Origin of the sequence: Thioclava sp. DLFJ5-1, assembly GCF_002020115.1 — a bacterium.
Classification (GTDB): domain Bacteria; phylum Pseudomonadota; class Alphaproteobacteria; order Rhodobacterales; family Rhodobacteraceae; genus Thioclava; species Thioclava sediminum.
Window position 1 is genome coordinate 660692 of sequence record NZ_MPZU01000002.1, and the last position, 24913, is coordinate 685604.

Below are 24913 nucleotides of genomic sequence, written 5' to 3' on the forward strand. Positions count from 1 at the left end.
GCCGCGCCGCCGCTCAGCCCACGCGGCGCATACCCTTCGCGTGGGTGCGATAGACCGGGGTCATGTTGTTGTCGAGGCTTGCGCCAAGGTCGAGATCCGCCTCTTGCAGCCGGACGACCTCTTGCAGGGCGAGGCCGAGATAGCGCGCGATTTCCTGCGTCGAGAGCCCGAGGTCGCTCAGCGCAGAGACTTCCAGCGCGCGATCCGGCCCCGTTTCCTCTGCGCGCGCGCCCGACAAAGGCCAGGGAATGGTCTTCGTCGCGCGGCTGTCCTGCCGTGGCTTACGCGGCAGCGGGAGAAGGTCAGGGCTGTTTTCTGGGGTGATCCAACGAAACATCCGCACACTCCTTCGAGCTTGGCTATGAGGCCCGTTCAGCTAAACCGCATCCGGCCCGCCGCGCCATTGACCGCCGTCAATGCGAACCGCGCAGACCCGGTTCGGTGCGCTCTCTGGGCAGGGTTTTGCCAATCCACGCAGGGCGCCCGGAGGGGCAACACGTCTTTTCACACTTCAGGCACTGAACTGGGTCGGAGCGCGGACCGAAACCCGAGCGCTGATGCGCAACCTGCGACAAGGGTGGCAGCCTGCGCGGTCATGGCTGCGATTGACGCCCAATAATGCCGCGCGCGCCGCGCGGGTGTATACTTAGATATTCGCGGAGGGTTGGGGCTACCTCACCCGTTCGAGTCTGCTCGAAGAGCCTTTCGCGAAACCCGCCGGCCACCGCGCGTCTGTCCCCAAGGCTCGGCCGGCGGGGCCGTTTTCATGCGCGTTTCAAAACTCCGCCGATGGCGCACTGCAGGTCAGTCAGCGCGCCACGATACGCAATATTATTGCGCGAAATGCCTCTCATATTTCGGAAATCTACATTTCTCTACAATTTCTCGCCTGACAGATGGCCCCTGAGGCGGCAAGATTCCTGCAGTCACAAAAGACGCGTGTTGCCCGACCACTGCCATCGATCGGGGGGCATAAAGGGGGGGAATATGTTCAATACTCAGGCCATACGGCCGCAAGTCGACGCGAAATGCGAGGACTGCATCGCGCGCCAGACAGGACTTTGTAGCGCCTTCGAGAGCGAAGCGCTCCTCGATTTTGCGCATCGCAGCTACCGTGAAACCTATCACCAGGGGGCCGAGATCGCGGCTCAGGGCGAAGTGGCGGAACGGGTCGGCATCGTCGCCTCCGGGCTGGTGAAGGTCGTCGTTCTGACCGAAGGCGGGGACGAATACGTTCTGCAAATCCTGCGCGCGGGGCACCTGATCGGGGATCCGGACCGCGAGGTGAACGGGTTTTCCAGCGAGGCCGCCACCGACACCGCGATCTGCTGGATGGCGCGCCAGACATGGCACAATTTCCTGCAAACGCATCCGCAGATTTTCCGGGGCTGCCTGTCGGCGCTGAACCGTCAGTTCGAGGAGCTGCAGTTGAGCGTCGTCAAAATGCGCGGGCGCAGCACCGTGCAGCGGCTCGCGCTTTGGCTGATCGAACAGCTCCCCGGAGCGCCCGACGGCAGCACACCGCAAATTCGCATCGTGCTGACCCGGCGCGATCTGGCTTCGCTGTTGGACATGACGGTGGAGACCCTGTGCCGCGCACTGCACCAGATCGAAGAGCGCGGCGCGATCCGCCTGCTTGCGCCCGACCATCTCGAGGTCAGGGATCTCGGACGACTGCGTCGGCTTGCCAAATACCAGAATGAGCGGATCGGCGCGGCCCTTGCCGAGCCCGATCCCGCACCGCGCCTGTCTCAACGCGAGACATGGTCCCGGGGCGGAAAAGCCCCCGTCTCAAAGCTCAGGTCCGAGGGACATGCACCCGGGCGCACACCGGACTTTGCCACACGCGGAGGGCAGCGATAGAACGAGGAAGCGCCGGCTCGGAATGTCTCGGTGGATCACACATCGCGCAACCTGCATTGATCGTGGTCAATGCGCGCGGCCTCACGCGCGGCAAAGCTCGCGATGTGTCAGATCACATCCCGGGAGGCCCCTATGCCACGCAAATCCGACGCGACCGCCCGCACCAGCGCGGGCTATGCTGACCTCGTGAAACGCCTGCTACCGCCAGACGGGCCGGACCCGGCACTGCTTGGCCCGATCGTCGCGATGCAAACTCAGGCGGCCGATCGCATGTTGCAACTCAATCAGGAATGGCTGCGCTTCACGACCGATCGGATTACCTGCGACCGCGCCCTGCTCGCCAGTCTTTCCAATCCCGGCGATCCCGCTGCAATCGCCTCCGCCTGGTCGGAGTTCTACTCCGGCGCGCTCGACGATTACTCCGCGCTCTATCGCCGCCTCTGGGGGCAATATGCCGAGGAGATGACGGAGGCGGTGTTCGACAGCCAGAAACAGGCGCAGGACTTTTTCATGACCGCGATGCAAGGCGGGGGGATCGGCGAGAAACGCCACGCGACGCCGGTCTGAGCAACCGCAATTGGAGGGTCGGATCTGCCTCTCAGCGGCGGCCCCGGCATGTATCGTTTTTTTTGCGATTTTTCGTTTTTCCTCCACGTCGGGACACGAGACCGAGTATGATTTCATGAGTAATGGGGGCGTGGTGCCAAACGCGAAATGAGGTGGCGCCAGTGGTAAATTCCAAACGCGAAGAGACCGGATCGAAGACGCATGCCTCGCGCGCGGCGCTCGCCGAAGGTCTGGGAGACATGATCTCGTTGATGCCGATCCCGGTCGCGGTGTTCGACACCGCGACGCGTCTGGTTGCGACCTCGGCAGCGTTTCAGAAGAGCTACAGCACCGATCTCTCCGATGTGAGCGAACCGGGTGACGGCGACCTGCTGCCCTGGCTACCAGAGGGCTACCCCGCCGCACGCGACAAGGCGCTCGCCGGAGAGGTCGTGCAATGCGACGAGAGCCGATCCACACTCCCCGATGGGCGTGTGATCCGGAACCGCTGGATCACCGCCCCGATCCGTCGCGACGGCGGCATCGCCGGGATCATTCTCATCATCGAGGATATCAACGCCGGGAAGGACTCGCAGCGGCCGACCGCCCTGCGCCTGGAACGGATCGCCGACGCGATGGATGCCGCCGGGATCGCCCTGTTCGAGGTGGATTTCGACCGTGACGCGTTCCTCGCAACCGAGTCCGCCCGGCAGCTTCTGGAGACGCCGCAGGTACCCGACAGCTACGAGAAATGGCTCGCCCTCGCCGCGCCGGAGGATCGTGCGCAGTTCGACGCGGTCTATCGCGCGGCGCTGGACCCCACCGGCAGCCGAAAATTCTCGATCGAGTTCAAGCTCGCCAATAGCGCCGAGCCCAAAGTGATCGAGTTGCGCGGCAATATCCGGTTCGACGAAACCTGCGATCCGCCCCGCCCGCTAGGCGCCGTCGGCGCGATCCTCGATCGCACGGAGCGCGCGCGGATATCGGAGGCGCTGGTGCAGGCGCAGCGGCTGGAAACCGTGGGCCGAATGGCGGGCCTGATTGCGCATGATTTCAACAACTTGCTGACCGTCATCCTGTCCAATTTGGAGCTCGCATCGCGCGCGGAGATGGCCGAGATCGCGCGCGACCACCTGGAACGCGCGATCGACGCGACGCAGATCGGTGCGGGGTTCAATCAGCGGCTTCTGGCCCTTGCCGGGGCGCGGACGCCCAAACCGGTGCGCTTCGGGCTCGATGCGCAGCTCGCCGAGACTTGGACGTTGCTCGAGCGTGTGCTGGGCGAACAGGTGCATCTGCGTCTCTTGCCCGGCGCCGATCATGGCCAGATCTACATGGATCGCGGAGAGTTGGACGGCGCGCTGCTCAATCTCGTCATCAATGCGCGCGACGCGATGACGGCCACCGGTACGATCACCATTCAGACCGGCTGCGCGCGGTTTGACGCGCATCAGGCCGCCGAGATCGACGGCGCGCGGCCGGGCTGTTTCCTCACGGTGAGCGTGACCGATACCGGACAGGGCATGACGCCGGACGTGCGCAGACAGGCTCTCGATCCGTTTTTCACCACCAAACATGCGCAGGTCGGCAACGGTCTCGGCCTGACCAGCGTGGCGAGTTCGGTCGCGCGGGCGGGCGGGTTCCTGCATATCGACACGGCACCCGACAAAGGCACCACGATCACGCTGTATCTGCCCGAGACCGAGGGGGAGCCCACGCCCGCGCCTGCCGACCATCGCGACGCGCTGCGAATGGGAGATGGTCAGCTGGTGCTGGTGGTCGAGGACGATCCGCTTGTGCGCGAGGCGGTTCTCGACCGGCTGGAGGCTCTGGGCTACGCGGTGATCGAGGCCGCGAACGCGTCCGAGGCGCTGGAGCAGATCGAGGCGGGCGAGCCGGTCGAACTGCTGTTTTCCGACGTCGTGCTGCCCGGCACCTTTTCCGGCTTCGACCTTGTCGATCGCGCCCGCGCCCGCGATCCCGCATTGCCCGTGCTTCTGACCTCTGGCCACACGTCCGAGCATTTCTCCGGGCGCCCCGAAGCCGAACGCGAGGTGGAATTGCTCACGAAGCCCTATTCTCTCTCGACGTTGAGTGCGGCGGTCGCGCGTGCGCTCAAGCCGGAGGGACCTCCCCCGTGATCTGGCCGGTGAAGACATAGCCCACGCCGCGCACGGATCGGATCATCCGATTGGCATCATCCGCCGGTTCGATCTTGCGCCGAAGCCGGGCAATATGGGTATCGATGGTCCGGTCATAGGGCGACCAGTCGCGCCCGTGGAGCACCCGGTTGATGTCGTCGCGCGAGAGGACCTGCTCCGGGCGGCTGAGGAACAACTCAAGCAGTTTCGCCTCCGTTCCGGTCAGATCCTCACGGCGACCGTCATTATGCTCGATCACGCCGTGACGCAGGTCGATACTGCTGTGATCGATGCGCAGCCGCTCGCGCGGCACGTTGCGGGTCCGATAGCCATCGAGCACCCTGCGGATGCGGATCGCGACCTCGCGCGCGGCGAAGGGTTTGACGATGTAGTCATCCGCCCCCGCCTCCAGACCGCGTACCCGGTCGAGCGGTTGCCCTTGCCCGGTGATGAAGATGACGGGAATATTGCTGCGCCCGCGCAGGACACGCGCGAGTGCGAGCCCGTCATCCGCGCCCAGCCCCAGATCGAGTGTCACGAGATCGACGTCGCCCGCTTCGATCTCCTGCATCATACCAGTGGCGTCCGATGCCTCGCGTACCGCCCAGCCTTCCGCCTCAAGGCAGTCCCGCAGCGCTCCGCGTACGCAAGGATCATCTTCGACGACGAGAATCGTCTGCTGTTCCACAGGCGCGACCTCCTATCCCCTCCGCACCTATCGGGAGCGTCCCGGCGCTTTTCTTGGCACCGCAAACCCCTGTCCCGAATTATGTCATGATCGGCGCCCCCTGTCCGCCCTGTCTTTGATGGTGATCAAGCTTCAGAAACGGTACAGGAAATTAAACGTTATCGTTCCCTCAAACCCGTGCCGCCACCGAATTTCGTCGTGCCGGATTGTCTCGCCCGCAGTCGAGAGCGCCGCCGCCGAGGCCGACCCGGAGCCCACCGTCGTCGTCCCGGAAGAGCGCGAAATGAGCGACGCCTGCCCCGTCTCCTGCACCCCCAGAGAGACGGCGAAGGCACTGTTCCGGCCGATTTGCTGCTCGAAGACCATGCCCGCCCGCAGGACCGGTTCCACATGGGAATATCGCGACCGCTCGGGCGCGTTGCTGGCCGAGGCGAGCCCCGGGATCGAAAGCGTTTCTTCACTGCGCCCGCTTGCCGACACCGCCTTCGCGCCGAGGTCGAGATAGAGGCCGAAGGACAGGTCGCTGGTCACGAGGCGGCGCCCGCCCAGCCCCAAGGTGAGGCTCTGGCTGCGCTCGTGCAGGCGCGTGCGGCGCGCGCTCTTGATGGCCGGGATAGCCCGGCTCGCCGTGAGAGAGGCCGTCGTCGTGTAGGTCTCGCCCGTGTGGCGCGACAGATCCCCGAAGCCGAGACGCGGGCCCCAGCTCCAGTCGCGGCTGTGACCCAGCGGGCTCGCGATCACGCCGCCCAGCTCGCGCACCCGGCTATGCGCGCTGACCCGTTGCGCGACCTTCACGCTGTCCGGTTCTCCAAGCCCGATGACGGAGAACCCGCCCGGATCGAACACCGCCGCCAGAGCTGTGGCCTCTCCGGTAGCGCCATCGAGACTGAGCGCCGCGAAGCCGCCCCCGCCTGCGCCGGGCGAAAACGCGTAGGTCTCGATACGATTGCCAGTGACTGCGGGCGAGAAGGACTGTTGCTCGATATGAACGGTGCCGCCATGCCCGTCGGGAAGGGACAGCGAGGCTGTCGCATTCGCCCCCGACAGCGTGCCCCCCGCGCCAAGCATCGGGTTCAGATCGATCGCGATATTGCCCTGCCCCGTGCGCGGCCCCGTCAGGAGGAGCGTACCGGAACTCGGCAGCCCCGAGACAGCTTGCGCCTGCGCGAAACCGGAGCCGCGCCCGAAGCTCAGACCGAGCTGAGGCCGGGTCGAGAAATCCAGGGTCCAGCCCGTCTGCGGAAAGATTTGCAAAGGGCGCACGGGGCCCAGCAGCCCGAACTCCACGCCGCGCCCGTCCTCTCCGGTGATCTGGGTGCCCAGCCCCGGCACGAACGGTCCGCGTTGGGGCGGCGCGAGCGACCAGCCCTGCCACATCGAGGGCGGCTGCGCCTGAACCGGAGGCGTCAGAGCGGCCAGCGCGACCAGCCCGCCAAGGGCGAACCCGAGGGGGTGGAATATGCGCTCACGCCGTCGCATTGATCGTAGCAAGGCGGCTCAGAAGGGCCACCAGCTCCTGTTGGCGCGACGTTTCGGTCTTGCGCATCACCGCCGCGAGCTGATTGCGCAAGGTTTCCTTCGACATCCGCCGGCGCGAGGCCAGCTCGCCGATCGACTCCCCCGCCAGCAGCGCCAAGGCGAGATCGGCCTCCTTCGCGTTCATGCCAAAGAGCCGCCAGAGAAAATCCTGATCCAGTTCGAGCGGCATATCGAGGTCTTCGTAGATCACCGCGAAATTCGGCCCGGCGCCTGGCAGGCCAACCGCCTCGCCCGCGGCCAGCCGGATGATTGTGAGGATCTCGCGCGGCTCACCGCGATTTCGCGGCACGGACATGATCGCGACGCGCTGACGCAGGCTGCCTTGCAGCGATTGGATCTGCGTCGCGAATTCGTCATCCACGATGGGATCGGACAGCCGCAATGTTCCATCTGGCGAAACCTGCAGCGCGCGGCCATTGCGCAGGATCGCCCGCGCCCGCCCGTTCATCCGCGAAACATTGCGCCGCTCGTTGCACAGCACCACCGAGAAGGGCAGAATTTCCAGAAGATTACCGCTCAGACGCTCGGCCGCGTCGAGCCGTTGGCGCACCTCCATGATCCGCGTCGCCACATCGAGCTGCCGGGCGAGCCGGGTCAGAAAGTCCTTCAAAGGCCGCCGCAGCTCCGCCTCCAGATGGCGCGGGTAGCGCAGTTCGATCCCCAACAGATGGCGCTCGCCACGCTCGAACACGACCCCGGCGAGACAGGTCTTGGGCGGGCTCGTCCGGCGCAGTACCTGGCCCATCGGCCCGCCATTCACCGTCTCCGCACCGAGATCACCGTCGTCATAGACCCGGCCGATCTCCTGCCCGTGCAGACTGTGCGCCCAGCCATCGGGGGCGCGCATCTCCTCGGCAAAGGCCCGGCGCAATTCCGGGTTCGGCGTATCGAGAAGCAGGAAGTTCCCTGCGCCCTGCATCCGTTCCAGCCCGACGATCATCGGCGTCGCTTCGGGAAAATTCATCCCGACAACCGCGAGCACGGACCGAAATAGATCCCCTTCGATGGCAGATGTGAAAATTTGATCGACCGCTGCGCCGTTCTCAGCGTGCATGCTCAAAGACATGGCGAAACCCCCTTAACCCTCTGATTAAGGAAATCCTCCGCCACGGAGAAATTTCGACAATGACAGTCATCAAGCCTGCCTATGCGCGCCGACAATGTGCGGCGCGGACAGAGGCGGAATCAGCGGGTCCCGACGATCACTTTTTTGCACTGCAGGTCACGCCACCCTCGCCTTCGACGTCCAGTCGCGCCGAGACGACGGCATGTGGACCGGCGGAGACATAGACCTTGGACAGCGTCTGCGCCTCGTCCGCGCGGGTGGCGAAAGCGCCGCCCTGCGTGGTGCTGGAGGTGCCGCCCGCACCGCTCGAGATCACGGTGAAGGAGTAGCGCCCGCGCATTGCGCGCGCCGATTGCACCCGCGCGGTCAGCTCGAGATGCGGAGCTGCGGGGCGCTCTGCGATCTCGCAGCTGAGAGGGGCTGCGCCTTGTGAGCTTTGCGCGCTCATCGCGAGCGCCATTCCGAATGGCATCCCTCCGATGAGGACAAGCAGCCCTCCGCGACGCAGGTAGTCGAGCATTTGCAGGTTCCGAGGCATGGTGTGCCTCCTTTCTTGTCCCCCTGCCCCGCACGCGTTGCGACGGGCGGGGCTGAACGGACGGCTATCGGTTTCATTTCAGCTCGAACTGAATGCCGATCGAGCCGTTTCCGCCAACGCTGCTCCCGCTGCGAGTCACACCCAGCCGGGTCTCACCCTGGAAATGGGTCTCCGTCTGGTAGTCGCCAAGCTGAGAGATCGAGCTGCCGAAACCAGAGCCCGATTGGACGGTCCCTGCGACATTGTTGTGGCCGCTCTGCGTGGTTGAGGCGTCATTATAACTGCCCTGCTGCTGCGTGACGGCCACATTGCCGCGTGATGGCTGCGGGGCGATGGATGCGATGGGGGCGCTGCTCGGATCATAGAAAGGCCGGCTCTGCGCCGCAGCTTCCTTCGCGAAAACGCCCAATGCCAGAGCGGCCAAAAGCCCGGTCGCGAGGATCGCGGGGGGCGCCGTGGGGGCTCTCATCTGTGTTGCGAAACTCATAACCTTTCTCCTTGTTGCTGTCGCGACGGCACAGCAGCCGCCTTCAAGACGTTGATCGGGCGGATCGCAGCCCGCCCGATCAACCATGGGACGTCAGTTCTGAACGGTGCTCGACACGTTGCCGACACCGGTTTGGACCGTGGCCGACGAGTTGCCGACATTGCCCTGGATGGTGGACGAGTAGTTCCCGAGGCCCAGCTGATCGGTGATCGAGTTGTTGAACGCGCCGGTCTGACCGGTGCCCGAGAAGTTGGCGATCCCACGTTGCACCGTGGTGCTGGTGTTGCCGTAGTCGCGCTGCACGGTGATGGCCGAGTTGTTCATGCCAAGCTGCGTCGTGCTCGACCCGTTGAACCAGCCCATCTGGTCGGTGAGCGACACGTTACCGCCTGCGAGGGCGGCTCCGGCGCCGGAGAGAACGACAGCGGTGGCGAGAAGCAGATGTTTCATGGTGATGGTCTCCAGACTAAAGAATGTTGATCGATCCGGATCCGCGTCCCGATCGTTCCTCCACGCTACGCCGGAGCTGCGCCGGGATCGGGGACGCAAACATCATCGAAGACGCCCCGATCGCCATGCGCTTCGGCCTGAACGCTGCGCCTTCGGCACCGCCCGACCGCGGACCGCCCGCGATAGTTCACCCACCGGCGCAAGTGGTGCGCCAGACGCGATATCCTTGCCCACTGCGCGCATATGGCCGCGCAGTTGCCCCGAACGGGTCAGCGCGTGACGCGGGCGCGGGACGGGCTGCGGCGGATGGGGCGCGAGCCATGGCGGTCTCGCTTGCGCCCGCGCAATGACGGAAGGCCATCTGCGTGAGACGCAGGCCGCCAAGCGGAGGCAGATCGGCGGCGACGATGGCTCCGCATGTCAACGCATTGACGCGCGACAAGACACGGTTGGAAAAGCCCACCGCTTGAATCTACGAGAAGCCGGAAATTGCGAATGTCCCGGAGCTGTTCGGTTGATACCGGCGGGTCTTGGCCGTGCTTAAGGAGAGAGCCGCGCGACTCGGGCCGGAGGGAACTGGGGAAGACCGACACGGACCACGCGGCGACGCGCCCCCGAAATGCGCAGCGCGCGCTCCCGATACGGAAACGCGCGCCACTCCCCCCTGACAGACACTGCGAGCGGTGTCTCTTTATCGACCCCTACCCGCCCACGCGGCCTGCCCCCACACACATGCCAGTTCTTTTCAATTGCGACGCTCCATCAGCAGCGCGACCAGCAAGCCGGTTCCGACCATACCCAGAAGCACTCCGGCCCAGGGCACGGGATGGCTGCGAACGCTTCGACGCAAGTCATGCTGCGCCTCTGCCAGCGAGTGGCGCATTTCGAGAACCGCGTCGCGGGTATCCTCCACGAGATCGTGGCCCCGCCGCGTCGCCTCCGCACCAAAGTCGCTGGCCCGCAGCCGACCATGACGTCGCAACGCCTGCGCCAACTCCGTCACATCGTCGCGCAGCTCTTCGAGATCGGAGCGGATCGCCTCGACGGCGTGGCGCTCGCGATCCTCGATATCGGCGCGTTCGTGTGCAGCGTCGCTGGATGTCTTGGCCATGGCGTTTCTCCTCTGATCCGATTTTGAACCGTGCGACAGATTGGCAGGATGCAAAGCCGCAAGACGTCGCGCATTGATCGCCGTCACTGCAAAATGCAAACGCGCGGCTCACGTGACCTTCAGCGCCTCTTGCAGCTTTTCGCGGAAATGGCGCGGCGAGAGGCTCGCGAGGTTGGAGTGGATCTCCCGGCTCACCCGCGCGGCCAGAGCCGCGGGCATCGCCTCCCGCATCGCGCCCAGCATCCGCGGCGGCGCGACGAGGACGAGCGTGTCGAATTGCTCTCGCCCGAGGCTCTCTTCGAGACGTTCACACAGCTGATGCGCGAAAGCGATCTCCGGCTCGTGGTCCGGATCGCCATGCGGCGCCATCGTGGCCCGCCGCCCGGGCGACCCGCTCGAGAAGCTGCGACCCGCCTTATCGCGCGGGCTCTCATGCGGCGCTTCCAGCTCGAAGACCGCCTTGCTTCCCTCGGCATCGGCCAGCACATGCGCGCTGGCGGCGTTCATCACCACGATCCATTCGGTTTTCTTCGGCTGTCGCATCGGCTCACCTATTTTGAGAACAGCACCGGCAGGTGGGATTTTTCCAACAGGCGCGTGGTCACCGCGCCGATCACGAAGTCATAGAGCCGCGAATGACCGTAAGCGCCGACGGCGATCATCTCGGCCCCGCGTTCGCGCGCTGTGTGAAGCAACGCATCGCCCGCTTCCGAGGTCGTCTTCATCCGATCCAGAAGGGTTACATCGAAGCCGCGCCGGTCCAGCGCCGCCGCGAGGTCGTCGCGCAGATCGTCCACGGCCTCCCGCTCGCCTTCCGACGGCGACACGGAAAGCAGATCGATCCGCGCACCATGCGCCGCAAGATAGAGCATGTCATGCACCGCCCGCATCGCCTCGCGGCTGCACGAAACCCCGACGAGGATATGCTGCGCGGGGTTGTTCAGTTGCGCAGCCTCGCTCACCACCAGCACCGGACGCCCGGCCTGGCGGATCAGCTGCTCTTGCATACGCACATCGCCCGCGCGCCCGGAATGGGCCGGCACCCGGGCAGAGATGACGAGGTCGGCGGCGCGGCAGCTATCGACGAGAAAATCGATCAGCGCGTCACGCACACCACTGGGGGTTCGAAATTCGCCCTGCACATCTTCGGCCTTGAGCGCATGTTCAAACGTCTCGCGGATCTCAGCCGCCTCCTTGCGCTGCCAGTCGACGAATTCTGGATAGACGATCGGATCGCTCGCCAGATCGCCGCCCAACAGCGGCAACGGCTCGACGCCATGCGCTCCGATCAGATGCGCCTCGAAGCGGCGACACAGCGCGGCCGCCATCGGGGCGAGCCAGCGGGCTTCGTCTGTGTCGAGAAAGGCTGCGGCGAGGGTTCGCGGAATCATCTTGGGGCTCCTGAGTGGTCACAACGGCCCGAACCTACGGCGCTGAGCGCAAAACGGCATTGATCGTGCGCAACGTCCAATGCTTTCGCGAGGCCGCGCGCCGCTATGCGCGCCGTCAATGCGGGTGCCGCGCCGGACGTGAGAGGCTTGAACTCGTTCCACCGAGACATTTCTCACGGGAGTTTCTGCATGTCTGAGCGACGGGGTCCTGACCGTGGCCCTGCCGAAAACCGCCGAAGCGCGCGAGAAAGATCGCCGCATCGACGTCAAGGCGCGATGAGCGCGCATCACCCGGGCGGCCCTTCGCGCCCCGAACTGTCAGCGCGACGGGCCGCCCCTTGAACCGGAAGGACAGTCCGATGACCAGAGCCATTCTTGCAACCCTCGCAGCCCTCGCATGGGCCCTGCCCGCCAGCGCGGAAGAGGACTCCAGCAGCCCGATGACAGCGGCGCAGATGGGGGCCGATCTTTACCAGAATTACTGCGCCACCTGCCACGGAAAGAGCGCTGCGGGCGACGGGCCGCTCAGCGAGTATTTCACCACGCAGGTGCCGGCGCTGACCCAGCTTTCGGCGAAGAACGGTGGGGAATTTCCGCTCGCGCGGGTCGTGCATCTGATCGACGGGGGCCAACAGATGCCCTTCCACCGGGGCGCGATGCCCAGCTTCGGCCCGACGATGATGGAGGAGACCACAGGGACGGTCGGTGCGCTCAACGCGGAGGTCTACACCCGCGGGCAAATCCTGCTGATCGCGGAATATCTCGCAAGCATTCAAAGCTGAGGCAGCGTCCTCAGCGCTCCAACCGGGAGGTTTGACCGATGAAAGTGACCGGCCTGAGTGCCATCGACCACGCCCCGCAGATCGTGGCGGAATGGCTCAACGATCTCGAATATCGCTTGGACAACAAGGATCGCAGCCACGCCTATCTGCTGCTGCGCACGACCTTGCATGCGATCAGCGATTTCCTGACCACCGCGGAAGCTGCCGATCTCGGGGCGCAGCTTCCGGTGCTGCTGCGCGGGATTTACTACGACGGGTTCGTGCCCTCGCGCCAGCCCGCCCATCCGCGCAATCGCGACGCCTTTGTCGGCCGGGTCGCGGAGGCGTTTGCCGACCGACCGCTCGACGATCCCGAAGCGGAAGTGGCGGCGGTGTTCGATCTGCTGCATGAACGGATTTCCGAGGGCGAATACCGGCAGGTAACGCAGGCGATGCGCCACTCGCTGCGCAGCCTGCTGGCCTGACCGGGAGGGAATACTAGGCCCGATCCTTGCGCGACGGTCGCGCCTGCGCCGTGGCGAGGATTTGCGCGACCTCCGCATCGGGAACCTGCCCGAAATAGGTGTAATAGGCCCCGACCGCCCCAAAATACGACGGTACCAGCGGGCAGATCACGCGGTCGGCCTCGGTGCGGATTGCCTCCAGAGCGTCCTCAGAGGCAACCGGGATCGCGCAGACCAGCTCTTCGGGACCGGCGGCGCGCACCGCCCGCAGCGCCGCGCGCATCGTGGCCCCCGTCGCCACCCCGTCATCCACGAGGATCGCGACCCGCCCGGCCAGCGGCAGCCCCGGTGCGCCGTAGCGCTTGATCCGGTCGGCGATCACCTCGCGCTCGCGGGCGGCGAGGCCCTCCAAAGTCGCCTCATCGCAGCCGCTCGCGCGGATCACATCGGCGTTGCGCACCAGCACCTCTCCACGCAGCCCCGCGATCGCCGCAAGCGCCACTTCGGGATTGCTGGGCGCGCCGAGCTTGCGCACGAAGACAAGATCCAGCGGCAGATCGAGGCGTTCGGCCACCTCCCACGCGACCGGCACTCCGCCACGCGGCAGCGCAAGAACCACGGCGTCGCGCCCGCGATAGGCGTCAAGCTGACGCGCGAGGACGATCCCCGCTTCGGTCCGGTCGGTATAGCCTTCAAGATTGCTCATGCGGGCCTCCCCTGCCCATGGGTGCAGTCGGAAGCCAGCGTGCCGTGCCATCGAGGGTGCGGCATTGATCTTCAACAACGGGACATCGACGCAATCGCCGTGTAACAGCGCCGTGCTCCGCACAAAGTGAAAAGAAATTCGGGACCGCCACACCCGCGGCCCTATGTCGATTTGGAGCGGTCGCCGCATGGCAGAGCGCGACGGCCCGAGAGCAGGAGATCAGCGCCATGAGTTTGAAAGATAACCGCATTCTCGTCGTGGGCGGCTCTTCGGGGATCGGCTTCGGCGTGGCGCAGGCGGCGCTCGCGCGCGGCGCACGGGTCACAATCGCCTCACGCTCGGCGCAGAGGGTCGACGAGGCCTGCGAACGGCTGGGCGGTTCCGTCGAGGGCGTGACGCTCGACACCGGCGATGCCGCCGCACTGGGGGCATTCTTCGACAAGCGTCCCGAGTGGCACCATGTCTATTGCTCGGCGGCCAGCACCAAGGTCGCCGCCGTGAAGGATTTGCCGCTGGAAGACGCCCAAGCCTCCTTCGAGTCGAAATTCTGGGGCGCCTATCGCCTCGCCCGCGCGGCCAAGGTCGCAGATGGCGGATCGCTCACCTTCACCTCGGGTTTCCTGTCGCAACGGCCCAAATCCGGCGCGGCGATCCAGGGCGCGATCAATGCAGGGCTCGAGGGGCTGACCCGTGGCCTCGCGCTGGAATTCGCGCCGGTGCGGGTTAACTGCATCTCCCCCGGGCTGGTGAAAACCGAGATGTACGAGAGCCTTCAGGGCGATGGACGCCGCGCGATGTTCGACGATGCGGCCGAGCGTCTGCCCGTGGGCCAGGTCGGCCTGCCCGAACATATCGCCATTCAGGCGCTCGCCCTGATGGACAACCCTTATATGACCGGCTCCACCGTCTTTGTCGAAGGCGGCGGGCTGCTGATCTGAGCAAGCGAAAGGACCTCCCATGAAACGCACCCCCCTCGGCACGACCGGCTTTGAGATCGCCCCCATCGTCTTCGGCGGCAACGTCTTCGGCTGGACGCTGGACGAGGCCGAGAGCTTCCGCATCCTCGACGCCTTCATCGACCACGGCTTCGATGCGATCGACACCGCCGACGTCTATTCGAAATGGGCCGAGGGCAATTCGGGCGGCGAGTCCGAGACCGTTCTGGGCCGCTGGTTCGAGGCGCGTCCCGGCATGCGCGAGAAGGTGAAGCTGTTCACCAAGGTCGGCTCCGATATGGGCGGACCGGGCGAAAAGGGCCTCGGCGCGGAGTGGATTTCCAAAGCCATCGACCGTTCGCTGGAGCGGCTCAAGACCGATCACGTCGATCTCTATTTCTCGCATTGGCCCGATGACAGCGTCAGCCATGCCGAGACGCTGGCCGCCTATGACAAGCTGCTGAAGGCAGGCAAGATCCGCGCGATCGGGGCCTCGAATTACGATGCCGATCTGCTGACGGCGGCACTGGAGACCGCGGATAAAGAGGGGCTGCCGCGCTACCAGGTGATCCAGCCGGAATATAACCTTTATGACCGTGACGGCTTCGACGGGCCGCTGCGCGACCTCTGCCTGCGCGAGAATATCGGCGTGGTCACCTATTTCTCGCTCGCCGCCGGGTTCCTGTCGGGGAAATACCGCTCGAAAGCCGATCTTGAGGGCCGCAAGCGCGGCGGGATGGTCGAGAAATACCTGACCGATCGTGGCATGGCGATCCTCGACGTGCTCGAAGATGTCGCCAGCCAGAAAGGCGCGAAACCGGCCGAGGTCGCGACGGCATGGTTGATCAACCGCGAGGGCGTCAGCGCCCCGATCGCGAGCGCCACAAGCCTCTCGCAGGTGGAAAGCTTCGCGAAGGCTGTCGAGATGACCCTGACTGACGAAGAGATGCGCCGCTTGACCGACGCGGGCGCTTAATCTTTCCTAACACTCGGATGGCCCGCCGGGCCACCCGATCCTCCCCTCCCGACCGGACCCCATTTACATGTATGAAACCGTTTTGCTGATCGTGGCGGCCTTGATCGTCGGGATGTCGAAGGGTGGGCTGTCGACAGCCGCGGCCATCGCAGTGCCGATGCTGGCGCTGTTCATGAACCCGGTGAAGGCGGCGGCCACGCTGCTGCCGGTCTATATCGTGACCGATTGGGTGGGCGTCTGGCTCTACCGCCACCATTTCTCGAAGCGGAACCTCTATATCCTCGTGCCTGCGATCCTCGCGGGCGTCGCCATCGCGACCCTCATCACGCCCTACACGCCCGAATGGGCGCTTCTGGTTTTCACCGGGTTAATCGGGATCTGGCATGTCGCGCGGGCCTGGCTGAAACGGCATGACGACAGCCAAGCCGAGGCGAAGGTTGTCCCGGGGCTGTTCTGGGGCACGCTGACCGGAATCGCGAGCTTCATCACCCATTCCGGCGCGCCGCCCGTGCAGGCTTATCTGCTGCCGCAAAAGCTGCCCAAACTGGAATTCGCGGGTACCATCGCCATCGCCTTCGCGATCGGCAATATCGTGAAACTGCCCGCCTATTGGGTGATCGGCCAGCTCGACGGGCTGAACTGGTCGCTCGTCGCGGGGCTTGCAGTGGCGGGGATCGCGGGCACCGTCGCGGGGCGTTGGCTGACCGCGCGGCTGTCGCAGCAGCTCTACATGCGGGTCATTCAGATCATGCTGGCCGTGCTGTCGGTTCTGCTGCTGATCCGCGGCGGGATGCAGGTGATGTGATCAGCGCGGCGGGTAATGGCTGCGCAGCGTCATAGCGTCCTGCCCGATCAACCGCGTGACCGAATTCCCGTTTTCCGAAAAGATCGAGCTTTGCGTATAGTAGGGGTCTTCCAGATCGGTCGAGAAGCCCAGCGACTGCACGATTTCCTCGAGTACGACCGAGCGGATGTCGCGCATCTGGATGTCGCGACTGAAGGCGATATCGGCATCGGTGATCCGGCCCGTATTCGTCTGCCAATAGAACGTCACCTTCGCGACCGTGCCCGGTCCTAACCGCCTGCCGTTGAGACGCATCGACGGCGTTCCCCGCACGGTGCCGCCCACGGGCGTGTCGGTCAGATAGAGATTGATATCCGCGGGACGCGCCCCGGCGTAGCTCAGATGTAGCGCGGCGCCGGTCTTGTTGATCTGGTCGATCGCCGCGCGGGCGGCCTCTTCGATGGCATGGGCGCGCTTCGCGGGGAAATGCTTTGAGCGGAATGCAAGGCCCACCGTCAGGTCGCGGCACTTGCTGGCGGCCCATCGGCGATAGGGCAAGGTGCAGGCGCCCCCGGGTCGCGCGGCGCAGGCCATCGCCCGGTAGAAGTCGCGATCGCTCATCTTGCCGGAATTGGCGATGTTGCGATCGGCGGCGGTGTCGCGCGCCTGCGCAGGGAGCGCGACGCTCAGCGCAAGCGCGATACTGGCTGCACCGGACATCACCCGGCGCGAAATTCCTGCTACCTTTTCAGACCCTTGCAGACCGATCTTAAAACCCCCTCTTAACTCAGAACCGAACAGGCGCGGCGGGTGGCGAGGGCGTAACCCTCGATCCCGAAGCCCGCCAGAACTCCCTCCGCCCGCTGCGAGATGAAGGAATGATGGCGGAAGCTTTCGCGTTTGTGAACATTCGAAATATGCACTTCGAAGACCGGGCCCTCGAACGTGTTGAGCGCATCGAGGATCGCGACGGAGGTGTGGGTATAGGCGCCGGCATTGATCACGATGGCGCAGGCCTCGTCGCGCGCGCGGTGGATCTGCTCGACGATCTCGCCTTCGAAATTCGACTGGAACAGCTCGACCTCGAAGCCCCTGGGCTGCGCCTCCTCGCGGCAGATCCGCTCCACATCCTCGAGCGTGTCCGAGCCGTAGATCTCGGGCTGACGCTTGCCCAGAAGGTTCAGGTTCGGGCCGTTGAGGATATGGATGGTCTTCGACATTCTGCGCTCCGGATGGCGCGTGGGACGGGCGCGCCCTGCCCCCAGCGCGGATCATTTCCCCAAGCTATAGGGCCTTGCGCGGGTTCGCGTCCAGCAAAAGGGCGTGATCGGCGGACGGGGTGGCGCCTTGGTCACGCTCGACGAATTGGCGCAGCTTGGAGAGGTTCTTTCGCGCGAGCACGCCGAGCGCCGAGACCGGCCCACCCAGATGATTGGTGCGGATCGCCCGATAGTCCTCGGCCATCTTGCGCCGCAGATGCGCCAGCGAGCGGTTGCTCACCCCGCCCAGCCGCATCTTGTAGAGAAGCTCGGGCAGATAGACCGCGCGGCCTTGGAGCGCGCTGAAGACACGCAGCATGAAGTCGTAATCCGCCGCGATCCGGTAAGAGGTGTTAAAGCCTCCCAGCCGCGCATAGGTGGAGCGCCGCAGGTAGAGCGTGGGATGCGCGGGCGCCCAGCCCCGGCGCAGCTTGGCCCGGGTGAAGCCGCCATTTGCCCAGTGACGGATCACCGTATCAGGGTCGCTGCGCAGAACATAATCGAGATTGGCGAAGACCGCCTCAACCTGCGGATCGGCGAAGGCGGCGGCGACATGGGCCAGCGCATCGCGATGAGCCAGCATATCATCGGCGTGAACGAAGCCCACGACCTCACCCGCAGCGCGCGCGATACCCTTGTTGAGCGCATCGTAGAGCCCCGCATCGGCCTCGCTGACAAGCTTCATCCGAGGGTGGCGCGCAGCCTCGATCGCCGCGAGGGAGCCATCGCGCGAGCGCCCTTCGATGATAAGATGCTCGAGATCGCGGTGGCTCTGCCGCGCGACCGAGGCGATGGCATCGCCGACGGTCGCCTCGGCGTCATAGACCGCAGTGATCAGGGAAATCTTCATCGACCTTACCCATCCGTTAGGAATTCACCTAACGCTGCGTCAACACGATTAAGAAATCCCTAACGCCCACATCTCGGTCCCTCCCTCGCCCAATAGAAAAGGCCGGGCGCTATGGCCCGGCCTTTTCTCGTCGTCGGTCTTGCGATCACTCCGCAGGGTTGGCCTGCGCCCCCTTCGGTGCGGGCGGCGGGGTCGGATCGGCCCCGTAGAGATCGCCCGGCAATTCGGAGGGCATCGCGTGATCGGCCTCCTCGTCGCTCTGGTAGCGCTGGTTGTGGCGATAGAGCATCAAGGGGTCCCATCGCAGCGCCTTCAGCAATCCGACGAGGATGAAGAAGCACACGATCGCGAAGGGGAAGCCCGCGACGACCGCCGCCGCCTGCAGCGCGTTCAGCCCGCCTGCGAGCAGCAGCACCGAGGCCACCGCGCCTTCGGTGATCGCCCAGAAGATCCGCTGAACCTTCGGCGGATCGGCGTCGCCGCCCGCGGTCAGCATGTCGATCACGAAAGAGCCCGAGTCCGAGGAGGTCACGAACCACATCACGATCAGGATCACCGTGAAGCCCGACATCACCTTCGCCGCCGGGAAATGGTCGAGCAGCGCGAACATCGCGTCGCCATAGGCGTTCTTCGTCGCATCCACGATGGTGCTGTCACCGCCCAGCGAGATGTCGAGCGCGGTGCCGCCGAAGGCACAGAACCAGAAGAACATGATCGTCGTCGGCAGCAGCATCACGCCCACCACGAATTCGCGGATCGTGCGCCCTTTCGAGATACGCGCGATGAAGACGCCGACGAAGGGCGACCAGGAAATCCACCACGCCCAGTAGAAGATGGTCCAGCTATTCTGCCACGAGCCGTCCTTCTGCCACGCCTCGGTCCAGGAGCCCCAGCTGACGAGTTCCGCGATGTAATCGCCATAGCTTTGGACGAAGAGGTCGAAGATGAAGATGGTCGGGCCGACGATGACCATGAAGGCGAGGAACACGATCGACAGGCCGATATTGAGGTTCGACAGCCGCTTGATCCCGCCATCGAGGCCCGCCACGACCGACAGGGTCGCGGCCGCCGTGATGCAGGCGATGATGATGATCTGCACGAAGGGGGATTGGTCGATACCGAAGACGGTGCCGAGGCCCGAATTGATCTGCATCGCACCAAGGCCCAGCGAGGTCACGATCCCGAACATGGTGCCGAACACCGCGAGAATATCGACCGCAGAGCCCCACGGCCCGTAGATTTTCTCGCCCAGAAGCGGATAGAGCGCCGAGCGGATCGTCAGCGGCAGGCCCTTGCGGAAGTGGAAATAGGCCAGCGCCAGCGCCACGACCGCATAGATCGCCCAGGCCTGGAAGCCCCAGTGCATGAAGGCGATGGTCATCGCTTGCCGGGCGGAGGCTTGGGTTTCCGCCTCGCCGACGGGCGGGGCGAAGAAGTGATACAGGGGCTCGGCCACGCCCCAGTAGATCAGACCGATCCCGATCCCGGCCGAGAACAGCATCGCCGTCCATGAAAAAAGCCCGTAAGCGGGCTTGTCGGTCATGCGACCCAGTCGGATATCGCCATAAGGTCCGAAGGCGAGAAAGACGGTTGCGGCAAGGAATAGGTTCACCTCGACGATCAGCGCCCAACCGAGGTTGGTCGCGAGCCAGTCCTGCAAGCCGGTGAAGAGCGCCTTGGCCTGATCGCTGAACATGGCGCCGAAGATGATGAACCCGATGATGAGGACCGCAGAGACGAGGAACACCGTCTTGTGGACCTTGGGGAATATGAACAGCCGTTCTTGCGGCATCTTATCGTGCATTGGTCTCCCTTTCTGTTGGTGCGCCGGATCGCGTCGGTTGACGAAACTGGGCGCCCAATCCCCGCACGTCTCGGCAGGGTTCCCTCGGATCGATCAATGTTTCATGCGTGCGCCGGGTTCCGCCGATTTGTGAAAAAGCAAATCGCACGCGACGGAATGGAGGGGCTTGGCAGCGAGGAGATTTTCGCCCAATCTGCCGCGCAGGGCTGAAGGCGATGGCGTCGCCGGCGCAGCTTGCGCCCGCCCTGTCTCACCCATCCTGCACGCCGGGATCTTGCTTTGTCGCAGCGCGCGACGGGGGAAGATCGTCCCTCGGCGCGCTGTGGCCTCTGATAAGGAAGAGTGCCGATGGACCGTCCTGCTTTTTACCGCTTTCACCAAGGCGAGCGCATCCTGCCCTTCGCCGCCACCGAATACGACGCACGGCTCGCGGGTCTGCGCGCGGCGATGACCGAGGCGGGCATTGATGCCTGCCTGTTCACCTCGATGCATAACATCGCCTATTACTCGAGCTTTCTGTACTGCGCTTTCGGGCGGCCTTACGCGCTGGTCGTGACACCGACCGACAGCGTGACGATCTCGGCGGGGATCGATGCCGCGCAGCCGTGGCGGCGCTGCCATGGCGACAACATCACCTATACCGACTGGGCGCGGAACAATTACTGGCGCGCGATCGCTTCGGTGACGGGCAAACGCCGCGTTCTGGGCGTCGAATCCGATCACCTGACGCTGGTGCAAGCGGCGCTCCTGCAGGATTTCCTCGAGCCCTCGCAGACGCATGACATCGCCCCGGCGACGATGCGGCAACGGATGCACAAATCCCCCGCCGAGATCGCGTTGATCCGGCAAGGCGCGGCCGTCGCGGATGTGGGCGGCTATGCGATCCGCGAGGCGATCCGCGAAGGCGTGCGCGAGATCGATGTCGCGATGGCGGGTCGCGACGCGATGGAGCTGGAGATCGCCAAGCGGTTCCCCGAAGCCGAATATCGCGACACCTGGGTCTGGTTCCAGTCGGGGATCAACACCGACGGCGCGCATAACCCGGTGACGGGACGCGTCTTGCAGCGCGGCGATATCCTGTCGCTCAACACCTTCCCCATGATTTCAGGCTATTACACGGCGCTGGAGCGGACGCTGTTTGTGGGCGAGGTCGATGACGCCTCGCGTGCGATCTGGGAGGCAAATGTCGCCGCTCATGAATACGGGATGAGCCTGCTCAAGCCGGGTGCGAGCTGCGCGGAGGTGACGGAGAAGATCAACGTCTTCTTCGCCGAGCGCGATCTGCTGCAATACCGCACCTTCGGCTATGGCCACAGCTTCGGGGTGCTGTCGCATTACTACGGGCGCGAAGCGGGGCTGGAGCTGCGCGAGGATATCGACACGGTGCTGGAGCCCGGCATGGTGATCTCGATGGAGCCGATGCTGACGATCCCCGAGGGCCAGCCCGGCGCGGGCGGCTACCGCGAGCACGATATCCTCGTGATCACCGAGGATGGCGGCGAGGACATCACCGGCTATCCCTACGGCCCCGCGTTCAACGTGGTAGGCTGAGGTGACCCGAACACGCGGGCGGCCCGCCTGCCCGCGTGACTACGAGACCGCGTGGACATGACCGAAAAGAGATCGCGCGCGGCCTGCGCAAAGCGGGTATTATTGGCGAATACTGGGGGTAATGGCGGAGCGGAAGGGATTCGAACCCTCGAGACGGTTCCCCGCCTACACACTTTCCAGGCGTGCGCCTTCGACCACTCGGCCACCGCTCCGCCGGCGGGTTTATCCGCAAATCCGGGCGGGATGCAAGACCCGATCCGGAATAATGCGCAGGTCATGAAAAAGCCCTGAAATCACGCGGGTTCGGCGCTTGCGCGCCTGCGCGACGGCTCCTAGCATAAGAAAAACAGGTTACGCCCCCGTCAGGGTCAGGCACAGGAAGATGATGAAGATGAAGGACACTCCCGATGAGGGCCACCCTGCCCTGATCGATGGGCGCGCGTTCGAGCCGCGTGCGCTCACCAATGTGCTTCTGGGCATCATCGCCTTCGCGCTGGCGCTGTTCCTGATGGTGCAGGCGAAGTTCATCCTGATTTCTCTGGCCATCGCGATCATCCTGTTCTCGCTGACCTCCGAGGCGATCAACGCGGTCGGGCGGCTGCGCATCGGGCCGGTCTCGATTCCGCCGCGTCTGGCCTCGCTGGTGGCGCTGGCGCTGATCGCGGGCGGGCTGCTGACGCTGAGCGCGGTGCTGATCTCTCAGGTCAACACGGTCGTGACGATGGTGCTGAACTATGCGGGACCCGCGCAGCAGGCGATCGCGCAGCTCTTCGGCTGGATGGGCCCTGAGGTCGAGCAATCGGTGCTGGAATCGATGCAGAGTATTCAGGTGGCGGGCTATCTGACCACCTTGGCGGGTCAGGCCTCGAACCTGCTGTCGGCCACGATCCTGATCATTCTCTTCGTGGGCTTCCTCTTTGCCGAGCGGATCTGGTTCGATGCCAAGCTCAACTCGCTGATGGGTGATTCCGAGAGCGCCGAGCGGATCGCGCGAATGGTCGGCACGATCATGCGCCGGGTGAACCACTACCTTCTCGTGAAAGCCATCGTCAGCGCGGTCACCGCCGTCGCGGTCTATGGCGTCTTCACCGTGGGCGGGTTCGATCTGGCGCTGCCCGTCGCGATCATCACCTTCGCGCTGAACTTCATCCCTTCAATCGGCTCGATCATCGCAACCGTCATCGCGACGCTCGCGGTCTATGTGCTGACCCAGAACCCCTATACCGCGGGCACGGTGCTGGTCGCGGTCGGCATCCTGCAATTCGTGATCGGCAACGTGATCGACCCGATGCTGATGGGCCATGCACTGCGGCTGTCGAGCTTCGGGATCATCATCTCGCTCGCCTTCTGGGGCGCGGTCTGGGGGCTGCCGGGGATGTTCCTCGCCGTGCCGATCATGGTGGCGCTGATGATCATCTGCGCCCAAAGCCCACGCCTGCGCCCATTGGCGGTGCTGCTGTCGCGCGAAGGTCTGCCCGATATGGACCATTGAGGGCTGCGGGTCGTGCGCGGGGATTGGATTGACGGGCACACGGCTTAGATAGGGAGGCAAGGAGACCCCATGACCATTCCCTTTGATAACAGCTATGCCCGCCTGCCCGACAGCTTCTTCGAGCGTCAGCCGCCCCAACCGGTGAAAGCGCCCGAGCTGGTGATCCTGAACCGTGACCTTGCCGAGCGTTTGGGGCTCGATGCCGATTGGCTGGAAAGCCCCGAGGGGCTCGCGATGCTGGCGGGCAACACGATGCCCGAAGGCGCCGAGCCGATCGCGCAGGCCTATGCGGGCCACCAGTTCGGCGGCTTCGTGCCACGTCTGGGCGACGGGCGCGCGGTGCTGCTGGGCGAGATCGTAGCGCCGGACGGCGCGCGGTTCGATCTTCAGCTGAAAGGCGCGGGCCGCACGGCGTTTTCGCGCGGCCGCTCTGACGGGCGGGCGTGGCTCGGGCCGGTGTTGCGTGAATATGTTCTCAGCGAAGCGATGGCGAAGCTGGGCGTGCCGACGACGCGCGCGCTGGCGGCGGTGCGCACGGGCGAGACCGTGGTGCGCGATGCCTCGGGTCGCCCCGGTGCGATCCTGACCCGCGTCGCGCGCAGCCATATCCGCGTGGGCACCTTCCAGTATTTCGCGGCGCGCAATGACCGAGAAGGATTAAGAACGCTCCTCAACACGTTGATAGAGCGTCACTATCCAGATTGCGAAACACCGCTTGAGGTGTTGCACGCGGTCGCGGCGAAGCAAGGTGAGCTGGTCGCGAAATGGATGGCGATCGGCTTCATCCATGGCGTGATGAACACCGACAATATGGCGCTTTCGGGCGAGACGATCGACTATGGCCCCTGCGCCTTCATGGACCATTACCATCCGGGGCGCGTCTTCTCCTCCATCGACCAACAAGGGCGTTATGCCTATGCGCGCCAGCCCCAAGTGGCGGTCTGGAACCTCGCGCAATTCGCGACCTGCCTGATGCCGCTCATCGGTGACGATGATGCCGCCATCGAACAGGCGAGCGCCGCGGTCGACAGCTTCATCGGCGTCTATCAGCGCGAGTGGCTGCGACTGATGGGCCGCAAGATCGGCATCGCGGAAGCGACCGAGGACGATCTGCCACTGATCGAGGATCTGCTGAACCGCATGTCGACCGAGAAAGCCGATTTCACGCGCGTGTTCAGTGCGTTGCGGCGCGATCCTAAGACAGCGAGCAAGGAATTCACCGAGCCGATGGCCTTTGATCTCTGGCGCGAGGGCTGGGAAAAGCGGATCGCCAGCGAGGATGATCCGCACTCCGTCATGGCCGCCGCGAACCCGCTGCGCATCCCGCGCAATCACCGGATCGAGGAAATGATCGCGGCGGCGGTCGAAGGCGATGACGGCCCGCTCCATAGCCTCATGGCCGCGCTCGCGGATCCCTATGCGGAGGACCCGCGTTACGCCGCATATGAAGCTGCGCCGAAATCCGATGAACGGGTGTATCGGACCTTCTGCGGCACATAAAGAACACCCTG

The 24913-nt window shown here is 64.9% G+C and carries 26 protein-coding genes, 1 tRNA gene and 1 pseudogene; 12 read left to right on the forward strand and 16 right to left on the reverse strand.

Annotated features, from left to right (window positions below):
* Positions 1 to 13: 13 nt before the first annotated feature.
* Positions 14 to 337 (reverse strand): hypothetical protein, encoded by a 324-nt coding sequence (locus BMI86_RS10410; protein WP_078541283.1) that lies wholly within the window; start codon positions 335 to 337, stop codon positions 14 to 16.
* 650 nt (positions 338 to 987) lie between these two features.
* Between BMI86_RS10410 and BMI86_RS10415 the strand changes: the two genes are divergently transcribed.
* The 3 genes from BMI86_RS10415 (at position 988) to BMI86_RS10425 (ending at position 4550) form a co-directional block, all read left to right on the forward strand.
* Positions 988 to 1863 carry a Crp/Fnr family transcriptional regulator gene (locus BMI86_RS10415; protein WP_168173836.1) on the forward strand — a complete coding sequence of 292 codons (876 nt, stop codon included), beginning with the start codon at positions 988 to 990 and terminating at the stop codon, positions 1861 to 1863.
* Positions 1864 to 1995: 132 nt separating this feature from the next.
* Complete coding sequence (locus BMI86_RS10420) at positions 1996 to 2430, forward strand: hypothetical protein (protein WP_078541287.1); 435 nt, start codon at positions 1996 to 1998, stop codon at positions 2428 to 2430.
* 161 nt (positions 2431 to 2591) lie between these two features.
* A complete protein-coding gene (locus BMI86_RS10425) occupies positions 2592 to 4550 on the forward strand; it encodes an ATP-binding protein (RefSeq protein ID WP_168173837.1) in 1959 nt (652 codons plus the stop codon).
* On the opposite strand, the gene BMI86_RS10430 is transcribed toward BMI86_RS10425, so the two are convergent.
* The 9 genes from BMI86_RS10430 to BMI86_RS10470 form a co-directional block, all read right to left on the reverse strand.
* Positions 4525 to 5238 carry a response regulator transcription factor gene (locus tag BMI86_RS10430; RefSeq protein WP_078541291.1) on the reverse strand — a complete coding sequence of 238 codons (714 nt, stop codon included), beginning with the start codon at positions 5236 to 5238 and terminating at the stop codon, positions 4525 to 4527. The genes BMI86_RS10425 and BMI86_RS10430 overlap by 26 nt on opposite strands.
* Positions 5239 to 5370: 132 nt before the next feature.
* Positions 5371 to 6717, reverse strand: a complete 1347-nt coding sequence (locus BMI86_RS10435) for a hypothetical protein (protein WP_078541293.1) — start codon at positions 6715 to 6717, stop codon at positions 5371 to 5373.
* On the reverse strand, positions 6704 to 7741 hold the full coding sequence (locus BMI86_RS10440; protein ID WP_143594757.1) for a helix-turn-helix transcriptional regulator: 1038 nt from the start codon (positions 7739 to 7741) through the stop codon (positions 6704 to 6706). Before BMI86_RS10440 ends, BMI86_RS10435 begins: the two co-directional genes overlap by 14 nt.
* Positions 7742 to 7979: 238 nt before the next feature.
* The gene (gene csgH, locus BMI86_RS10445) at positions 7980 to 8381 is read right to left on the reverse strand and encodes a curli-like amyloid fiber formation chaperone CsgH (RefSeq protein WP_078541297.1); all 402 of its coding nucleotides are present in this window, start codon (positions 8379 to 8381) and stop codon (positions 7980 to 7982) included.
* A gap of 73 nt (positions 8382 to 8454) precedes the next feature.
* Entirely contained in the window at positions 8455 to 8868 is a 414-nt protein-coding gene (locus BMI86_RS10450) for a hypothetical protein (RefSeq protein ID WP_078541299.1), read from the reverse strand.
* Positions 8869 to 8961: 93 nt separating this feature from the next.
* The gene (locus tag BMI86_RS10455; protein ID WP_078541300.1) at positions 8962 to 9318 is read right to left on the reverse strand and encodes a hypothetical protein; all 357 of its coding nucleotides are present in this window, start codon (positions 9316 to 9318) and stop codon (positions 8962 to 8964) included.
* A 745-nt stretch (positions 9319 to 10063) separates the two neighbouring features.
* Entirely contained in the window at positions 10064 to 10429 is a 366-nt protein-coding gene (locus BMI86_RS10460; protein ID WP_078541302.1) for a hypothetical protein, read from the reverse strand.
* A 108-nt stretch (positions 10430 to 10537) separates the two neighbouring features.
* The gene (locus BMI86_RS10465; protein WP_078541304.1) at positions 10538 to 10972 is read right to left on the reverse strand and encodes a host attachment protein; all 435 of its coding nucleotides are present in this window, start codon (positions 10970 to 10972) and stop codon (positions 10538 to 10540) included.
* Positions 10973 to 10980: 8 nt separating this feature from the next.
* Positions 10981 to 11820, reverse strand: a complete 840-nt coding sequence (locus BMI86_RS10470; RefSeq protein ID WP_078541306.1) for a universal stress protein — start codon at positions 11818 to 11820, stop codon at positions 10981 to 10983.
* Positions 11821 to 12010: 190 nt separating this feature from the next.
* Between BMI86_RS10470 and BMI86_RS20980 the strand changes: the two are divergent.
* From BMI86_RS20980 to BMI86_RS10480, 3 genes and pseudogenes are all read left to right on the forward strand, one after another.
* Positions 12011 to 12100 (forward strand): annotated as a pseudogene (locus BMI86_RS20980) (hypothetical protein); the annotation flags it as partial.
* Positions 12101 to 12179: 79 nt separating this feature from the next.
* Positions 12180 to 12602, forward strand: coding sequence for a cytochrome c (locus BMI86_RS10475; protein ID WP_078541308.1), 423 nt, complete (start codon positions 12180 to 12182; stop codon positions 12600 to 12602).
* 38 nt (positions 12603 to 12640) lie between these two features.
* On the forward strand, positions 12641 to 13066 hold the full coding sequence (locus tag BMI86_RS10480; protein WP_078541309.1) for a DUF2267 domain-containing protein: 426 nt from the start codon (positions 12641 to 12643) through the stop codon (positions 13064 to 13066).
* 13 nt (positions 13067 to 13079) lie between these two features.
* Here the strand turns inward: BMI86_RS10480 and BMI86_RS10485 are convergent, their stop codons facing one another.
* A complete protein-coding gene (locus BMI86_RS10485) occupies positions 13080 to 13751 on the reverse strand; it encodes a phosphoribosyltransferase family protein (RefSeq protein WP_078541311.1) in 672 nt (223 codons plus the stop codon).
* Positions 13752 to 13978: 227 nt separating this feature from the next.
* Here BMI86_RS10485 and BMI86_RS10490 point away from each other — a divergent pair, with 227 nt between their 5' ends.
* The 3 genes from BMI86_RS10490 (at position 13979) to BMI86_RS10500 (ending at position 16467) form a co-directional block, all read left to right on the forward strand.
* Positions 13979 to 14689 carry an SDR family oxidoreductase gene (locus BMI86_RS10490; RefSeq protein ID WP_078541313.1) on the forward strand — a complete coding sequence of 237 codons (711 nt, stop codon included), beginning with the start codon at positions 13979 to 13981 and terminating at the stop codon, positions 14687 to 14689.
* 19 nt (positions 14690 to 14708) lie between these two features.
* Positions 14709 to 15662 (forward strand): aldo/keto reductase, encoded by a 954-nt coding sequence (locus BMI86_RS10495; protein ID WP_078541314.1) that lies wholly within the window; start codon positions 14709 to 14711, stop codon positions 15660 to 15662.
* A gap of 67 nt (positions 15663 to 15729) precedes the next feature.
* Entirely contained in the window at positions 15730 to 16467 is a 738-nt protein-coding gene (locus tag BMI86_RS10500) for a sulfite exporter TauE/SafE family protein (protein ID WP_078541317.1), read from the forward strand.
* Here the strand turns inward: BMI86_RS10500 and BMI86_RS10505 are convergent, their stop codons facing one another.
* From BMI86_RS10505 to BMI86_RS10520, 4 genes are all read right to left on the reverse strand, one after another.
* The gene (locus BMI86_RS10505) at positions 16468 to 17166 is read right to left on the reverse strand and encodes a DUF2927 domain-containing protein (RefSeq protein ID WP_078541318.1); all 699 of its coding nucleotides are present in this window, start codon (positions 17164 to 17166) and stop codon (positions 16468 to 16470) included. It abuts the gene before it with no gap.
* A 62-nt stretch (positions 17167 to 17228) separates the two neighbouring features.
* On the reverse strand, positions 17229 to 17666 hold the full coding sequence (gene aroQ, locus BMI86_RS10510) for a type II 3-dehydroquinate dehydratase (protein WP_078541320.1): 438 nt from the start codon (positions 17664 to 17666) through the stop codon (positions 17229 to 17231).
* A 64-nt stretch (positions 17667 to 17730) separates the two neighbouring features.
* Positions 17731 to 18555, reverse strand: a complete 825-nt coding sequence (locus BMI86_RS10515) for a glycosyltransferase family 2 protein (protein WP_078541321.1) — start codon at positions 18553 to 18555, stop codon at positions 17731 to 17733.
* 145 nt (positions 18556 to 18700) lie between these two features.
* Entirely contained in the window at positions 18701 to 20359 is a 1659-nt protein-coding gene (locus BMI86_RS10520; RefSeq protein WP_078541323.1) for a BCCT family transporter, read from the reverse strand.
* Positions 20360 to 20707: 348 nt separating this feature from the next.
* On the opposite strand from BMI86_RS10520, the gene BMI86_RS10525 reads away from it, so the two are divergent.
* Positions 20708 to 21910, forward strand: a complete 1203-nt coding sequence (locus BMI86_RS10525) for a M24 family metallopeptidase (protein WP_078541325.1) — start codon at positions 20708 to 20710, stop codon at positions 21908 to 21910.
* Between the two features lie 122 nt (positions 21911 to 22032).
* On the opposite strand, the gene BMI86_RS10530 is transcribed toward BMI86_RS10525, so the two are convergent.
* A tRNA-Ser gene (locus tag BMI86_RS10530) sits at positions 22033 to 22122 on the reverse strand.
* Between the two features lie 179 nt (positions 22123 to 22301).
* Here BMI86_RS10530 and BMI86_RS10535 point away from each other — a divergent pair.
* Both BMI86_RS10535 and BMI86_RS10540 read left to right on the forward strand, forming a co-directional pair.
* Complete coding sequence (locus BMI86_RS10535) at positions 22302 to 23402, forward strand: AI-2E family transporter (protein ID WP_078523178.1); 1101 nt, start codon at positions 22302 to 22304, stop codon at positions 23400 to 23402.
* 69 nt (positions 23403 to 23471) lie between these two features.
* The gene (locus tag BMI86_RS10540; RefSeq protein ID WP_078541327.1) at positions 23472 to 24902 is read left to right on the forward strand and encodes a protein adenylyltransferase SelO; all 1431 of its coding nucleotides are present in this window, start codon (positions 23472 to 23474) and stop codon (positions 24900 to 24902) included.
* Positions 24903 to 24913 lie beyond the last annotated feature (11 nt).

Bases quoted from the DNA above. Each gene is read 5' to 3' on its own strand.
- BMI86_RS10410 (WP_078541283.1), bottom strand. From the start codon at position 337: ATGTTTCGTTGGATCACCCCAGAAAACAGCCCTGACCTTCTCCCGCTG.
- BMI86_RS10415 (WP_168173836.1), top strand. From the start codon at position 988: ATGTTCAATACTCAGGCCATACGGCCGCAAGTCGACGCGAAATGCGAG.
- BMI86_RS10420 (WP_078541287.1), top strand. From the start codon at position 1,996: ATGCCACGCAAATCCGACGCGACCGCCCGCACCAGCGCGGGCTATGCT.
- BMI86_RS10435 (WP_078541293.1), bottom strand. From the start codon at position 6,717: ATGCGACGGCGTGAGCGCATATTCCACCCCCTCGGGTTCGCCCTTGGC.
- BMI86_RS10440 (WP_143594757.1), bottom strand. From the start codon at position 7,741: ATGAATTTTCCCGAAGCGACGCCGATGATCGTCGGGCTGGAACGGATG.
- csgH (WP_078541297.1), bottom strand. From the start codon at position 8,381: ATGCCTCGGAACCTGCAAATGCTCGACTACCTGCGTCGCGGAGGGCTG.
- BMI86_RS10450 (WP_078541299.1), bottom strand. From the start codon at position 8,868: ATGAGTTTCGCAACACAGATGAGAGCCCCCACGGCGCCCCCCGCGATC.
- BMI86_RS10455 (WP_078541300.1), bottom strand. From the start codon at position 9,318: ATGAAACATCTGCTTCTCGCCACCGCTGTCGTTCTCTCCGGCGCCGGA.
- BMI86_RS10460 (WP_078541302.1), bottom strand. From the start codon at position 10,429: ATGGCCAAGACATCCAGCGACGCTGCACACGAACGCGCCGATATCGAG.
- BMI86_RS10465 (WP_078541304.1), bottom strand. From the start codon at position 10,972: ATGCGACAGCCGAAGAAAACCGAATGGATCGTGGTGATGAACGCCGCC.
- BMI86_RS10470 (WP_078541306.1), bottom strand. From the start codon at position 11,820: ATGATTCCGCGAACCCTCGCCGCAGCCTTTCTCGACACAGACGAAGCC.
- BMI86_RS10475 (WP_078541308.1), top strand. From the start codon at position 12,180: ATGACCAGAGCCATTCTTGCAACCCTCGCAGCCCTCGCATGGGCCCTG.
- BMI86_RS10480 (WP_078541309.1), top strand. From the start codon at position 12,641: ATGAAAGTGACCGGCCTGAGTGCCATCGACCACGCCCCGCAGATCGTG.
- BMI86_RS10485 (WP_078541311.1), bottom strand. From the start codon at position 13,751: ATGAGCAATCTTGAAGGCTATACCGACCGGACCGAAGCGGGGATCGTC.
- BMI86_RS10490 (WP_078541313.1), top strand. From the start codon at position 13,979: ATGAGTTTGAAAGATAACCGCATTCTCGTCGTGGGCGGCTCTTCGGGG.
- BMI86_RS10495 (WP_078541314.1), top strand. From the start codon at position 14,709: ATGAAACGCACCCCCCTCGGCACGACCGGCTTTGAGATCGCCCCCATC.
- BMI86_RS10500 (WP_078541317.1), top strand. From the start codon at position 15,730: ATGTATGAAACCGTTTTGCTGATCGTGGCGGCCTTGATCGTCGGGATG.
- BMI86_RS10505 (WP_078541318.1), bottom strand. From the start codon at position 17,166: ATGTCCGGTGCAGCCAGTATCGCGCTTGCGCTGAGCGTCGCGCTCCCT.
- aroQ (WP_078541320.1), bottom strand. From the start codon at position 17,666: ATGTCGAAGACCATCCATATCCTCAACGGCCCGAACCTGAACCTTCTG.
- BMI86_RS10515 (WP_078541321.1), bottom strand. From the start codon at position 18,555: ATGAAGATTTCCCTGATCACTGCGGTCTATGACGCCGAGGCGACCGTC.
- BMI86_RS10520 (WP_078541323.1), bottom strand. From the start codon at position 20,359: ATGCACGATAAGATGCCGCAAGAACGGCTGTTCATATTCCCCAAGGTC.
- BMI86_RS10525 (WP_078541325.1), top strand. From the start codon at position 20,708: ATGGACCGTCCTGCTTTTTACCGCTTTCACCAAGGCGAGCGCATCCTG.
- BMI86_RS10535 (WP_078523178.1), top strand. From the start codon at position 22,302: ATGAAGGACACTCCCGATGAGGGCCACCCTGCCCTGATCGATGGGCGC.
- BMI86_RS10540 (WP_078541327.1), top strand. From the start codon at position 23,472: ATGACCATTCCCTTTGATAACAGCTATGCCCGCCTGCCCGACAGCTTC.